Genomic DNA, 13,736 nt, shown 5'->3' with positions numbered 1-13,736 from the left:
GCACGTTATATACCGTATTTAATCTCGATATAATTGGCTGTATTGCATTGGTAATCAATTAAGATATAAACCATATTGAGACAGTGATGATTGTATTTTGGCTTGTGCTGACCATTCTTTTTATTATTTTCGCTACCGCAAAATTAAAGTGGCATCCTTTTTTAGTGTTGATTCTGTCCGCTTTCTTGGTCGCGCTATTTTATCAAGTACCACTTAACACTGTCGCCAAAACGATTTCTGATGGTTTCGGTGGTATCTTAGGCTATATCGGTCTTGTGATTGTATTTGGTACGATTATTGGCTTAATCCTTGAAAAAACGGGTGCTGCTATCGTAATGGCAGAGTCAGTCATCAAAGTATTGGGGCCACGCTTCCCTACTTTGACCATGTCTATCGTCGGTGCAGTCGTTTCTATACCTGTATTTTGTGACTCTGGCTATATTATCTTGAACTCTCTAAAAGAGTCTTTGGCTGAGCGCTTACATGTATCAAGTGTCGCGATGAGCATTGCCTTGGCCACTGGTCTATACGCTACCCATACCTTTGTCCCGCCGACGCCAGGCCCAATCGCAGCGGCAGGTAACTTAGGTCTAGAGTCAAATTTAGGTTTGGTCATTATGGTCGGTGTGGTGGTGACAGCGGTTGCGGTACTAGCTGGCTGGTGGTGGTCTAATCGCTTCCTTAACGCTACTCCTGACAATATCAATGCGGCAGATGCTCCTACAGCCGCAATGCCTGAAGGAATTAAAACTCGTGATGATTACAGCCACTTGCCTTCAGCAACAATGGCTTTCCTACCGATTATCGTTCCTATCATATTAATCTGCCTGTCTTCGGTTGCTAACTTCCCAAGCGCACCATTTGGCAGTAGCATGGTAGCGGAGATTTTGATATTCATTGGTAATCCATTGACTGCACTACTTATCGGTTTGTTCTTATCGTTTTTCTTGATTAAATCAAGTCAAAAAACGCAAGAAATCAGCGACAGTATCTCGCAAGGTTTGGTAGTAGCAGCCCCTATCCTATTGATTACTGGTGCTGGTGGTGCATTTGGTGCCATGCTAAAAGTGACACCTATCGGTGACTACTTAGGTTCGACGCTATCTGCTTTGGGTTTAGGTATCTTCATGCCATTTATCGTCTCTGCTGCGCTAAAAACAGCACAAGGCTCAACCACAGTCGCATTGGTTACGACTTCTGCTATGGTTGCCCCACTATTGAGCCAGATTGGCCTAGACAGCGAACTTGGACGCGTGTTCTGCGTGATGGCAATTGGTGCTGGTGCTATGACTATCTCACATGCCAATGACAGCTTCTTTTGGATTGTTAGCCAGTTTAGTCGTATGAGCGTGGCACAAGCGTACAAAGCTCATTCAATGGCTACTGGTATCCAAGGTGTGACTAGCATCGTATTTATCTGGTTGTTGACCCTAGTATTTATCTAGTTCATGAAATTGGGTACTTATACATACGTTTATTTGATGATTGCTAAATAAACGTTTTAAAACATGACACTATCGCAATGATCGTGTCATTAAGATATTCAAAGAGAGCCGTATGAAAATTTTGATCGCCCCTGACTCGTTTAAAGAAAGTTTAGAAGCACTGGACGTGTGCCATGCCATTCAATCTGGCTTTAGCGCAGTGTTTCCAGATGCTGACTATAAGCTGTTGCCAATGGCCGATGGCGGCGAAGGCACCTCAGCGGTATTGTCTTATGTATTGGGCGGGCGCTGGAAAGAAGTCAGAGTACATGACCCATTAATGAGACCGATTACGGCAAAGTATCTGTTATTGCCTGATGCGACTGCTGTTATCGAAGTGGCTCAAGCGTGCGGATTGCATCTACTAACAGCCGATGAGCGTAATCCCGTTATTGCGAGTAGTTATGGTGTTGGGGAGCTGATCGAAGATGCGTTAGAAGAAGGTGCTAAGCGTATCGTTATCGGTCTAGGTGGTAGCGCAACCAATGATGCAGGACTTGGCATGCTAATGGCGCTAGGCATAACATTTCATGACATCAATGATAGCCTATTGACTCATGGTGGTGGCGCACTTGCCAGCTTACATAAGCTCGATAATACTAGCCTTCATACAAAGATATCAGACACGGTATTCGAGGTTGCTTGTGATGTGACCAATCCATTATGCGGTCTGCTAGGTGCAAGCGCAGTATTTGGGCCACAAAAAGGCGCCTGTCCAGAGCAAGTCAATACCTTGGACAAGGCACTCAGTCACTTTGCGACCATATGTGGACAGCATGGCTATGAAGACTGTCAACATGTCGAAGGCGCTGGCGCTGCTGGCGGTCTTGGTTATGCGATGATGACGTTCTTTCAAGCTCAGCTAAAGTCAGGCTTTGATACGGTTGCCGAAGTGGCTCACCTGTCACAGCATATTGCAGAGGCTGATCTCGTCATCACTGGCGAAGGCAAGCTCGATGCGCAAACAGCCATGGGTAAAGTGGCAGGCGGTATCAGCCAAATCGCTAAGGCTAGCCGTACACCTGTCATTGCTATCTGCGGCAGCGTCGATGGACTAAAACCTGCCCAGACCAGTCAGTTCAATGTGGTCATGCCGAGTATCCAAAAAGTAGACACGATTGATAATGTGTTGGGTTCTGCTTACAACAATATTGAGACGACTGCTGCTAATATCGCTGCAAGTATCAAACTTGGGCAGACTTTAAGATAGACGTAACCTATCAATGAACCTCCTCCACTAAACGCACAGCTATTGAACTTTCGATTAACCCTTCGTTAGCTGTGCATTTATCATTCTTAACATGTCTATAGCCATTTTTTTACTTCGTCAATGACCGTATGCATTCTATTAGAAAGTGCTTGCTGTCGTCTGACTGCCAGATATAGCGTTTCGCTAACGGCAACTGGTAAATGATGACTGTTAATCAGCTCAGGCTTTGAATAAGCAGCCACGGCATGTGCTGGCAAAACAGTAAAGCCTAATCCTCTGCTGACTGGCTCTAAGATTAACCCTATCTGATTCGAAAATCCTTTTTTCTCAAAATCATTGATATGCTGAAATTGCTCATAATTGGCAGTCAGTAGCATGCCTGCATGATGGGCGCCATCCGGATGATCGATAAATCCAAGTGCCATAAGCTGCTCCCAGCTAGGCTCTACTGTAGCCGCAGGGGTTACTAGTATCAATGCTTCTTGCGCCATAGGTTTGCAACTAACCGTTTCATCGTCTGAGATATCCGTCATAAAGCCAATATCAATCTCGTGATTTGCAAGCGCCCGCTCAATATCAGAATTTGGAGCAAAACGGTAATCAATCACTAGTTTTGGATGCTGCTGCTGTAGTGTCAAAAGCTGCGGATATAGTTTAAGTCCCACACTACCCGGTGACATCAACCGCACCAATCCTTCATAAGGTGGATCTTCACCGATGCGCTGTTCTAAATTTGATAATCGCTGCAATATCTCGCCTGCTTCTTTATAAAGCTGCTCACCTGCATTGGTCAATGAAAACTGCTTTCCTTGACGAATCAACAAGTCCGTATCTAGTTGCTCTTCTAACTTACTTATGTGTTGGCTCACACCAGACTGCGTCATATATAGACGTTCAGCTGTGCGGGTAAAGTGCCCAACTTCAGCAAGCGTGCAAAAGGTGCGTAGCCATGTGACATTAATCATTACGTTTTATACTTATTTTTATAATATTTGATAATTTTACATAATGAAGGTGCATTTGTATACTGGTCTCACGTTAAACAAGAGTACAGCAAACAGGAGCACAAATTATGAACAACGTTTATCCAAGAAGCTTTTCGCACATCGGTCTGTCAGTCCCTGACTTAGATGCTGCTGTAAAATTTTATACTGAGGTGATGGGGTGGTACACCATCATGGAACCAACTGAGATTATCGAAGATGATAGCCCGATCGGTGAGATGTGTACTGAAGTATTCGGTGCTGGTTGGGGCAGCTTTCGTATCGCTCACCTATCTACTGGTGACCGTATCGGTGTTGAGATTTTTGAATTCAAAAATCAAGAAAACCCTGAAAATAACTTTGAATATTGGAAAACAGGTATCTTTCACTTCTGCGTTCAAGATCCAAATGTTGAAGAACTGGCTGAGCGTATGGTTGCAGCAGGTGGTAAAAAGCGTATGGAAAAACCACGTTACTACTACCCTGGCGAAAAGCCATATCGCATGATTTATATGGAAGACCCGTTCGGTAACATCGTCGAGATATATAGCCATAGCTACGAGCTTATCTATAGCGAAGGCGCATACTAGGTTTAATATAAATACAGCTTAGTATGAATTTAACTTAGTATAAATTTAGCTTATATCTAAACGAAAAACCAATAGCGTACTCATCATCTGAGTGCGCTATTTTTTTATGCGCTTTCTATGTCAGTCATCTATTGTATAGAATATGAGCCATGCTACTATTTAGTCAGCTATATATAAAACTATAAACCAACCCATTATCAAGGATGATAAATGACTCAATTAGGCACCACTCTAGACATAGATGACCTTTTGGTTATTAGAGAAGACAATAGAGATAGTGGCGTGGTCACGCTTACCTTAAACCAACCCAAACAATTCAATGCGTTGTCCGTTGAAGTACTATCTGCCATGCAAGCAGAACTGGACAATATCGCTCAAGACGATACGATCAGAGTGGTCGTGATTCAAGCGACTGGCAAGGCGTTCTGTGCGGGTCATAATCTAAAACAAATGCGCGCCCACGACGATGAAGCGTTTCATCGCGCCTTATTCCAGCAATGTAGCAAAATGATGCTCACCATCAATCGTATGCCGCAAGTTGTTATCGCGAAAGTACAAGGTATTGCTACCGCTGCAGGATGTCAGCTAGTCGCAGCTTGTGACTTAGCCGTTGCCGCTGATAATGCAAAATTTGCTACTTCTGGGATAAATGTGGGACTTTTTTGCTCCACGCCTGCTGTAGCCGTCAGTCGTAATTTGCCCCGCAAGCAGGCATTTGAGATGCTAATTACAGGTGAATTTATCGATGCGCATACCGCTTTGCAATATGGATTGATCAATCGAGTTGCGCCAGCAGAGCAACTCGATCAAACACTACAATCACTGATAACAGCAATCACTGCCAAGTCTCCGGTAGCAGTAAGAACTGGCAAAGATATGTTTTATAAGCAGCTGGATATGAGTGTCGAAGACGCTTATGACTATGCCAGTGAGGTAATGACTTGCAATATGATGGCAGACGATGTGGGCGAAGGTATTGATGCTTTTATTGAGAAACGCCAAGCAGTATGGAAAGGATGCTAATTCCTATAATAATCATTGTATTGCTTCGCTGACGTTATACGGCGTGTGCTTGGATTAAAAAGCTAGCATATTCCTTTTCAATAATCGAGTTGGCTTATTGCTACGCATAGAAAAGGCCATGATATCGCTATCATGGCCTTTTTTATTTCTATTTAATACCGATACTACAAGTACTGCGAGCCGTTTATTACTCGGCAGCGATAGCAATCATCTCAACCAATAGCTCAGGACGCGCAAGCGCTGATTCACCACAAGCGCGCGCTGGTGGCTGTATGCCTTCAAACCATTGGTCATAGACTTCATTCATAGCAGCGAAGTCTGCCATGTCTTTGATCCAGACAGTTACTGATAGTAGCTTTGATTTATCACTACCCACTTCTTCTAATAGCGTTTGGATTTTTTCTAGACAAGTCAACGTTTGCGCTTTGATATCGTCTTCTGCATTACCGACCTGACCACACAAATAGATAGTCTGGTTATGGATTACGGTTTTGCTCATACGCTGATTGCTATGTAGCTTCTTAATCATATCTATACCTTTTATTTATTAATTTAATTCTGTGCTAACTATAGTCAATCCACTATAAAAGCGTTACAGCGTTAACCTCGCTTGAAGTATGACATATACATCTGCACTCGGTTGCCTTGTACCGCTCTTAAATTGGATCAACTATATATTAGATACGCGCTTAGTTAGAAAAACGCTGAGCGCTAAATGGTGCAAGATTGACCAATGTAGGCTTATCGTGGATCATCTCTTCAACCAGACGACCTGTCATTGGACCTAAGGTAAAGCCTTGATGGCTGTGACCAAATGCAAACCATAGTTTGTCATGCTTGTCAGCAGGACCGATGACTGGCTTCATATCAGGCATACAAGGACGTGAACCTGCCCATGCTTCACTCTCAACTGCATCTTCTAGTGGCAAGATTTTTTTAGCCAGCTTCAATACAGTTTTTAACTGACCAAAGTTCTTTGGCGCATTCATTGTGGTCATCTCAGCACCAGTAGTGATACGGATACCCTGCTGCATTGGCCCCATCACAAAGCCTTTGTCCATATCAAACATACTGTGATTGATGGTGTTCTTTTCTGTCACTTTGAAATGCTGATGATAGCCGCGCATTGGGAATAGTGGCAAGTTATAACCAAGTGGTCTGATCAAATCATTAGACCATGGGCCTGCTGCGATGACCAATTTATCACTATAGTAGGTATCGTTATCAGTGATAACTTTCCAGCCTTCGCCATCTTTTACGATTTCTTTCACATCGCTTTCTTTGATCGTACCCTGCATATCTTGGAAGTTTTTTGCATAAGCTTTTACTAGCGAGCTTGGGTTTGATACTTGCCAAGAGTTTTTCCAATGAATCGCGCCAACGAAACCTTCGAAATTGGCGCTAGGCTCCATTGCTTTTAGCGCTTCAAGGTTCAGTACGTTATGCTCAACACCTTGGTTACGCGCGTCGATTGCTGATACTTGCGCCTCTTTAAATGTCTCTTCTGAGCGATGCAATTGCAACCAACCATCACGAGTAATGAGCTCGTCAGCACCAGAGGCGCTAATCATAGTTTGGTGCTCACTGGTACAATGCTCAATCAACGTCTGCCACTCTGATTCAATCTTTTTGACTGAAGCAGGTGTAGAGTATTTCCAGTACTGAAGCAGCGCTTGGTGATAACGCAAAATGGCCGGGATACGATAGCGAATATCGGTTCCTTGGTTTGGCAACACTCTGATCATTTCTGTCAGCTGACGAGGAAAAGGATGTGTATGAATGGCTTCGCGCTGAATCAATCCTGCATTGCCGTATGAGGTCTCTGACCCTGGCAATTTTTTGTCTAACAATAATACATTTGAGTTATTTTTTTGTAGATGCCACGCGATTGACGTGCCAACCATACCTGCACCGATAACGATAACTTCGTAGCGCATAACCTATCCTTTTCTTAGGGTGTTAATACAGAGTATCAAATATAAGGGTCTAACAGAATTAGGTGGTAATAGTAACGCATTAGGATAAATTTGAAACCCTTATCTTAGAAATATTTTTGCGTCACATACTTTTGGTTATGGGGTTTTTGAGAAGGTATTTTTGATAGGAATAATACTGGCCTTGAGCAATAATCTAGCAACAATTTTATTGAGAATCGCGGCAAATTATCTAATGTTTTTGGTTATAAAACGTTCAAGTATTTGAACGTTCACTTATCTATATTACTGAATAGCCTTATTAGCTTATGGTTAATTGATTGGATAATCAACTAAACACAGCTTATTACCACCAAACTGGGTCATCGTCTTCGATCATGATTCGCCTTGTCGTCTCAACCGTTACCTCGTCCGCAGATAGCTCAGCGATAAACCGTGACGGCTTATCAAAATATCCAGAATAACTAGAGAAGTAGTTCGGTGCCGTCAGATATAACTGTGTCTTTGCACGACTACAGGCAACATAGAACAGCTTACGCTCTTCTTCTAATGCTTCAAAGTCATCCAAAGAACGATGATGCGGCGTGATGCCATCTACCAATGAGTTGACAAACACTACTGGCCACTCAAGGCCTTTAGCACTATGAATGGTGGAGATAGTGACTTTGTCATTGCTACTGTCTTGTCCATTATCCGAATTGTCCATCACAGCCACCGAATCATTAGGTGGGTCTAAAGCGAGATTTTCTAAAAAGCTATCAAGGCTTGTGTGCTCTGTCGCTAAGTTCTTTAGCACCCGAAAATCTTCGGTACGCTCACGCCAATTTTCTTCAATCAGCTTTAACACTGGAATATAAAACTCAAGAATATGCTCAATAGCTGTCTCGACCGATTCAGCTTGCTGTGCCTTGGTAAGCGCATGATATAGAGGTTCTAGCTGATTGCTCTTTTTTGCAAAAGGCGCGGCCAGTAAGGATTCGAATGCATTATTGTCAGCAGTAATGGCTTGGGTTAAGCGCGTCGCCGTCACTGCACCCACCCCTTTAAACAAAGTTAAAATACGATGCCAAGCAATTGTGTCATTTGGGTTGTAGAGTATTTTTACAAAGGCTAAGACATCTTTGATATGACGTCTTTCAATGAACTTGATACCACCCACCACGATAAAGGGAATATTGCGCGCCATAAACTCTAGCTGTACGTAATTGGACTGAAAAGACGTACGGCATAATACCGCAAAGTCGTTGTAGTCATACTCTGGCTTAAGCGCGACGATCTTATCAGTGATATAGCCCGCTTCTTTTGGCTCATCACTGAGTCGTCGAAATATTGGTTTGTGTCCTTCTATCGGCGCATCAGAATACAGCTGCTTTTGATAGCCTAGCGTGATTTGCGCGGACAACGCATTGATATAATTTAAAACGGATGGCGAGCTACGATAATTTTGCTCAAGCTTAATAAGTTTGGCTTGAGGATAAGTCTCACCGAATAGCAAAATGTTTTCATAATTGGCACCGCGAAAGGCATAGATGCTTTGATTGTCGTCACCGACTACCATCAGCGATACCGACTCAGGCTCACATATTAAGTCGATTAGCTGCTTTTGCGGAATATTAGTGTCTTGATACTCATCAACCATAATGTAACGATACTGGCTTTGCAGTAGCTGTCGAAAGGTGTCATTGGTCTTCAAATGACGTACCACTTGGCTGATAATATCGTCAAAATCATATAAGTGATTGGCCCGCTTGTACTCATGGAAGTCAACTGCCAGCTGCTCAATGATAGGAATATGCACGGCGATATCTGGGTAGTTACTTTCGATTAAGTCGCGAATATGTATACGTCTATTTCTAGACGTCGATATGATATTTTGCAGTGTTTTTTTGCGCGGAAAGGCCTGTGCCTTGGTTTGAGCAGGATACTTTTTTTCTTTATGCACCAAGTCGATAGCATCCTCACTATCGCCAGTATCTAAAATCGTAAATCGCGGATTGATACCGAGTAGCCCTGAATATTGGCGCAGCAGCATATTACAAAACGAGTGAAAAGTACCACTAGTGATATCGTTGAGCCGCTTATCAGTTGGCAGATTGTCTTCAGCCAGCTCATCGTTAGACAAGGTGCTTGCTAGCAAAGACTTAGCTCTATCTTTTATTTCATTCGCTGCTTTACGCGTAAAAGTCAGTAGCAAGATACTTTTGGGCGTGACCCCGTTCTCTAACAAATAACTGGTGCGATACGTGAGCGTTTTAGTCTTGCCTGAGCCAGCTCCAGCAATCACTAGCACTTTGCCTTCGATCGTAGTTGCGGCCATTAACTGATCGGGATTTAGCTCACTGGCATAATCGACCTTTAACCCCAATCCACTATCTAGCCTCTGCTTTAACAACTTAATATTTGTCGGCTCAGCAGTATCAATTAAATTTGCCTCTAGCTTTTTAATAGCCTGCTCAAGCCGAGTCAGTTTAGGCTTCATCTCAAGGAAGTTTTGCGGGTATTTATAGTGGCGTGTGTCAAAAATCGAGGTTGTCATTGTCTAAAATTGCCTTACATTTTATTTTGGCGATATCATCGGCTTATGTCTGACTGTTTATAGCTTTAGGATAAGTATGATTTGCTAAAATTAGCAGCATATATATGCTGAATTTACGTGAAATTTAAGCCCTTATCTATGAGTGACAGTTTAGCATATTAAAAAATAGGGTTTATCAGCCCACATAAACTACTTATCACTCGTATTGATTAGCCTTATTCATGTTTAAGCTCCTAATATGACCTGCTTTTATCATAAAGCTGCGTATTATCATCGAGTAAAAACCTGAGCATATACCGTAACAACCTCACCCCTATTCGGGTAAATTTGCTACAATGTGCCCAATTTTGATTTATCATTTAACCAAACTTTATACCAACTGATTTTATTAATACATTGAGAGAATGTTATGGGTTTTAATTGCGGCATCGTCGGCCTACCAAACGTGGGTAAATCCACCTTGTTTAATGCGTTGACCAAAGCGGGTATCGCCGCTGAAAACTTTCCATTTTGTACCAAAGATCCCAACACAGGTATCGTGCCAGTACCAGATCCACGCCTAAAGCAACTGGCTGATATCGTCAATCCTGAACGCGTATTACCAACGACGATGGAGTTTGTCGATATCGCAGGTCTAGTCGCAGGCGCGTCAAAAGGCGAAGGCATGGGAAACCAGTTCCTAGCCAACATCCGTGAGACCGATGCGATTGCTCATGTGGTACGCTGTTTCGATGATGACAATGTGGTACACGTTGATGGCCGCGTTAGCCCGATTGATGATATCGAAACCATCAATACTGAACTGGCACTTGCTGATTTAGAAGCTGTTGAGCGCGCGGTATTTAACTTGACCAAAAAAGCAAAAGGCGGCGATAAAGATGCTGGCGCCATGCTTGATGTGTTCAAAAAGATTGAGCCATTACTAGCAGAAGGCAAAGCGGCTCGTGCTGCTAACCTAGACGCTGATGAGAAAAAACTGATCAGAAGCTATGGTCTAATCACGCTAAAACCAACCATGTATATCGCTAACGTCTCTGAAGATGGTTTTGAAAATAACCCATACCTTGACGCTGTTCGTGATTATGCCACTGGTGAAGACTCTATCGTCATCGCCCTATGCAACCAGATCGAATCTGAAATCGCTCAGCTCGATGAAGACGATAAAAAAGACTTTCTAGCTGAGATGGATATGGAAGAAGCTGGTCTTGATCAAGTCATTCGCGGTGGCTATGACTTACTTGATATGCAGACTTACTTTACCGCTGGCGTAAAAGAAGTACGTGCTTGGACTGTCGCTATTGGTGCGACAGCGCCGCAAGCAGCTGGCGTGATTCATACTGATTTTGAGCGTGGTTTTATTCGTGCTGAAGTCATTGCGTATGACGACTTTATCGAATACAACGGTGAAAAAGGCGCTGCTGCTGCTGGTAAATCGCGTCTAGAAGGTAAAACTTACATCGTGCAAGATGGCGATGTGATGCACTTTAGATTTAACGTGTAACTTTAAGTAGTACAGATTATTTAAAGTTAATTAGCCGATGTTGGATATTCTCCATCATCGGCTTTATTTTATATATTAAATGTTATATTATAACATATCTTTATTTTTCTTATTTGAGGACTTATATTATGGCGGCTTATTTTTCTAAACTTGCAAGTATTACTATATTAGGTAGTGTGATGGCAGGCTCTCTATTGGGCTGTCAGCCAAACAGCGATACCGATGCAGTGGTAACTGAAGGAGCACCAGTAGATAATCACGCCGAGCATGAACAAGGTCATGAAATGCATAATGATAAAGAGCATGAAGATCACGGCCACGAAGAGCATAGCAATATGGAACATGGTCATGAAGGGCTTAATCATGAAGATCACAGTCATGAGAGTCATAGCCACGAGGAACATACGCACGCAGGTCACGATCATGCCGCTCATGCCAGCAGCAGCACTCCTTTCTCTTGTGAGCCTACTGCTACTATCGGTGTTTCTTATCATAGCGACAGTACACCACAGACAGCGCATTTGCTCATCGATGGTATCGAATACGATTTAACTGCTACTGCTAATAGTGAAACTGATGCTGATAAAGACATCTATACCAGCGATATTGGATTAGACGATACCCACGGCATCATATGGCAAGTAAATGGAGACAAAGCGACATTGCTCAATAAAACACTGGACAGCGATGTAGCTATCGACAAGGAAGACGTAATTTTTAACTGTCAAAAGTCTTAATATAGTTGATTCAATATAATTTGGATACAAGCAAGGCGAATGAAAGCACTACCAGTAGTAGGCTAAGCAAAACTGACACCGTATCCAATTTATAGGGCATTAACTCTAGTCAAAGAAGTCTAAAAAAGGTACAAGGTAGCCGACTGCAGATTGTACAAATAGTAGCTCTAAGGAGGGTAACGCCGTAGCCGTTTAGTAGTTCTCTGACTATATAGCTGTACCAAAGGCGCTATTTTGCTATGCTAGAGGTTCCCTTGGTTCCGGATGTTTCAATATGCTAAATAAACCAACCTCCTTGTCGTCCCCTACCACACAATGGTCACATCTTCTCAACTCACAACGTCTTGGTGCTTCCAAAAAATTTAACGCCAATACCAGTACTCGTTCTCAGTTTCACAAAGACTATGACAGACTGGTATTTTCTCACTCTTTTCGCCAGTTAAATCAAAAAACCCAAGTCCATCCATTGACCAATCAGCTCGGTATTCATACGCGCCTGACTCACTCGCTAGAAGTTTCTTCTATTGGTCGCTCTTTGGGAATGATGGCCGCCGAAAAAATCCATGACGCATTAGGTAGCGGCCTACCAGCAGGAGTTTCACCTGCAGATGTCGGTGTGATCGTACAAGCAGCTTGTCTCGCTCATGACATTGGCAATCCGCCTTTCGGCCATGCTGGAGAGTATGCGATTCGTGATTGGTTTAGGCAGCCTGAACCGCAAGCGATTTTGCAAAATTTAAGCAGCAACGAGCGATTAGACTTACTGGCTTATGAAGGTAATGCTCAAGGATTTCGCTTATTGGCACGTAATGAGCATCATCCTGACAAGGGTGGCATGCGGCTCACCTGTGCCACGTTAGGCGCCTTTATGAAATATCCGTGGTTAGCAACTCACAGTAACGATGTCAATGACAACCATTATAACGTGCAAAAATTTGGCTGCTTTTATAGCGAGGCGTCTCAACTAGAAGAGTTAGCGGCATGTTTGCACTTACCACGCTCAGAGCAACACGATGGCTTTGCGCGCCATCCATTGGCTTACCTGCTAGAAGCAGCAGATGATATCTGTTATGCGCTAATCGATTTAGAAGATGGCATCAATCTGAATATGCTAACCTATAGCGAAGTCGCCACGATATTTTATGAGCTGATTGGTGAACGTCCGAGTAGCGTAAACTTGCCAGCGCATATGTCTGTCAGACAAAGTCTCGCCTCCCTGCGGGCACGAGCCATGATGCGGTTGGTCAATACCGTCACCGATGCCTTTGTAGCCAACAGTGATGCATTGCTAGCTGGCACGTTGCAAGGCAGCCTATTTGCCCATTGCGATACCAGCGTACAAAATGGTATCAATCAAGCTAAGCAACTGGCACGCGAAAAAATATTTAATCATCCGAGCAAAGTAAGAATGGAGCTGATGGCCAATCAATGCCTGCATAGCCTATTGAATGCCTTTATGCCGCTGGCTTGGATAGGGTCTCAATCTGCTACTATGCAGCCGCCGATGTCTTTTGAGCAGCAACGTCTGTTAAGATTGCTACAGCCCCATCTTGACGAACATCGCCGCATATTGTCTGACGATATCTATCATAATGTCTTAAATATTTTGGATTTTATTACAGGTATGAATGACCATGAAGCATATCGACTGGCGCAAGAACTGCAGGGTCATTGGGGCACAGTGGTTTAAAAGACCAGTACAGGTTTAGTAAATTAACACGAATGGCGTATTTCAGTC

Annotated in this window: 11 protein-coding genes; 7 read left to right on the top strand and 4 right to left on the bottom strand. The window is 43.2% G+C overall.

What is annotated here, in order from left to right; translation table 11 throughout:
• Positions 1-86 precede the first annotated feature (86 nt).
• A complete protein-coding gene (locus IEE84_RS04880) occupies positions 87-1,445 on the top strand; it encodes a GntP family permease (RefSeq protein ID WP_228724811.1) in 1,359 nt (452 codons plus the stop codon).
• A gap of 112 nt (positions 1,446-1,557) precedes the next feature.
• On the top strand, positions 1,558-2,694 hold the full coding sequence (locus IEE84_RS04875) for a glycerate kinase (protein ID WP_191115058.1): 1,137 nt from the start codon (positions 1,558-1,560) through the stop codon (positions 2,692-2,694).
• Positions 2,695-2,789: 95 nt separating this feature from the next.
• Here IEE84_RS04875 and IEE84_RS04870 read toward each other — a convergent pair whose 3' ends face one another.
• Positions 2,790-3,659, bottom strand: coding sequence for a LysR family transcriptional regulator (locus IEE84_RS04870; RefSeq protein ID WP_191115057.1), 870 nt, complete (start codon positions 3,657-3,659; stop codon positions 2,790-2,792).
• A gap of 107 nt (positions 3,660-3,766) precedes the next feature.
• Here IEE84_RS04870 and IEE84_RS04865 point away from each other — a divergent pair, with 107 nt between their 5' ends.
• Both IEE84_RS04865 and IEE84_RS04860 read left to right on the top strand, forming a co-directional pair.
• Positions 3,767-4,267 (top strand): lactoylglutathione lyase family protein, encoded by a 501-nt coding sequence (locus IEE84_RS04865; RefSeq protein WP_102094903.1) that lies wholly within the window; start codon positions 3,767-3,769, stop codon positions 4,265-4,267.
• 210 nt (positions 4,268-4,477) lie between these two features.
• Positions 4,478-5,290, top strand: coding sequence for an enoyl-CoA hydratase (locus tag IEE84_RS04860; RefSeq protein WP_191115056.1), 813 nt, complete (start codon positions 4,478-4,480; stop codon positions 5,288-5,290).
• Positions 5,291-5,477: 187 nt separating this feature from the next.
• Here IEE84_RS04860 and IEE84_RS04855 read toward each other — a convergent pair whose 3' ends face one another.
• The 3 genes from IEE84_RS04855 to IEE84_RS04845 all read right to left on the bottom strand — a co-directional run bounded on the left by IEE84_RS04855 (position 5,478) and on the right by IEE84_RS04845 (position 9,760).
• Positions 5,478-5,816: a RidA family protein gene (locus IEE84_RS04855; RefSeq protein ID WP_055124581.1), complete on the bottom strand. Its 339-nt coding sequence runs from the start codon at positions 5,814-5,816 to the stop codon at positions 5,478-5,480.
• Between the two features lie 163 nt (positions 5,817-5,979).
• A complete protein-coding gene (locus IEE84_RS04850) occupies positions 5,980-7,227 on the bottom strand; it encodes an NAD(P)/FAD-dependent oxidoreductase (protein WP_191115055.1) in 1,248 nt (415 codons plus the stop codon).
• 343 nt (positions 7,228-7,570) lie between these two features.
• The gene (locus IEE84_RS04845; protein ID WP_191115054.1) at positions 7,571-9,760 is read right to left on the bottom strand and encodes an ATP-dependent helicase; all 2,190 of its coding nucleotides are present in this window, start codon (positions 9,758-9,760) and stop codon (positions 7,571-7,573) included.
• 409 nt (positions 9,761-10,169) lie between these two features.
• Between IEE84_RS04845 and ychF the strand changes: the two genes are divergently transcribed.
• The 3 genes from ychF to IEE84_RS04830 all read left to right on the top strand — a co-directional run bounded on the left by ychF (position 10,170) and on the right by IEE84_RS04830 (position 13,688).
• Positions 10,170-11,261 (top strand): redox-regulated ATPase YchF, encoded by a 1,092-nt coding sequence (gene ychF / locus IEE84_RS04840; RefSeq protein ID WP_102094907.1) that lies wholly within the window; start codon positions 10,170-10,172, stop codon positions 11,259-11,261.
• A 128-nt stretch (positions 11,262-11,389) separates the two neighbouring features.
• Positions 11,390-11,998, top strand: coding sequence for a hypothetical protein (locus IEE84_RS04835; protein WP_191115053.1), 609 nt, complete (start codon positions 11,390-11,392; stop codon positions 11,996-11,998).
• Between the two features lie 274 nt (positions 11,999-12,272).
• Complete coding sequence (locus tag IEE84_RS04830) at positions 12,273-13,688, top strand: deoxyguanosinetriphosphate triphosphohydrolase (RefSeq protein WP_191115052.1); 1,416 nt, start codon at positions 12,273-12,275, stop codon at positions 13,686-13,688.
• Positions 13,689-13,736: the final 48 nt, after the last annotated feature.

The sequence above is a fragment of the Psychrobacter sp. 28M-43 genome (assembly GCF_014770435.1).
GTDB lineage: Bacteria > Pseudomonadota > Gammaproteobacteria > Pseudomonadales > Moraxellaceae > Psychrobacter.
Note: the sequence above shows the minus strand (reverse complement) of the source record. Positions and strands in the feature narration are given on the sequence as shown.

What these genes read in the sequence shown, in the direction of transcription:
- IEE84_RS04880 (WP_228724811.1), top strand. Translation starts at nt 87, where the DNA reads ATGATTGTATTTTGGCTTGTGCTGACCATTCTTTTTATTATTTTCGCT.
- IEE84_RS04875 (WP_191115058.1), top strand. Translation starts at nt 1,558, where the DNA reads ATGAAAATTTTGATCGCCCCTGACTCGTTTAAAGAAAGTTTAGAAGCA.
- IEE84_RS04870 (WP_191115057.1), bottom strand. Translation starts at nt 3,659, where the DNA reads ATGATTAATGTCACATGGCTACGCACCTTTTGCACGCTTGCTGAAGTT.
- IEE84_RS04865 (WP_102094903.1), top strand. Translation starts at nt 3,767, where the DNA reads ATGAACAACGTTTATCCAAGAAGCTTTTCGCACATCGGTCTGTCAGTC.
- IEE84_RS04860 (WP_191115056.1), top strand. Translation starts at nt 4,478, where the DNA reads ATGACTCAATTAGGCACCACTCTAGACATAGATGACCTTTTGGTTATT.
- IEE84_RS04850 (WP_191115055.1), bottom strand. Translation starts at nt 7,227, where the DNA reads ATGCGCTACGAAGTTATCGTTATCGGTGCAGGTATGGTTGGCACGTCA.
- IEE84_RS04845 (WP_191115054.1), bottom strand. Translation starts at nt 9,760, where the DNA reads ATGACAACCTCGATTTTTGACACACGCCACTATAAATACCCGCAAAAC.
- ychF (WP_102094907.1), top strand. Translation starts at nt 10,170, where the DNA reads ATGGGTTTTAATTGCGGCATCGTCGGCCTACCAAACGTGGGTAAATCC.
- IEE84_RS04835 (WP_191115053.1), top strand. Translation starts at nt 11,390, where the DNA reads ATGGCGGCTTATTTTTCTAAACTTGCAAGTATTACTATATTAGGTAGT.
- IEE84_RS04830 (WP_191115052.1), top strand. Translation starts at nt 12,273, where the DNA reads ATGCTAAATAAACCAACCTCCTTGTCGTCCCCTACCACACAATGGTCA.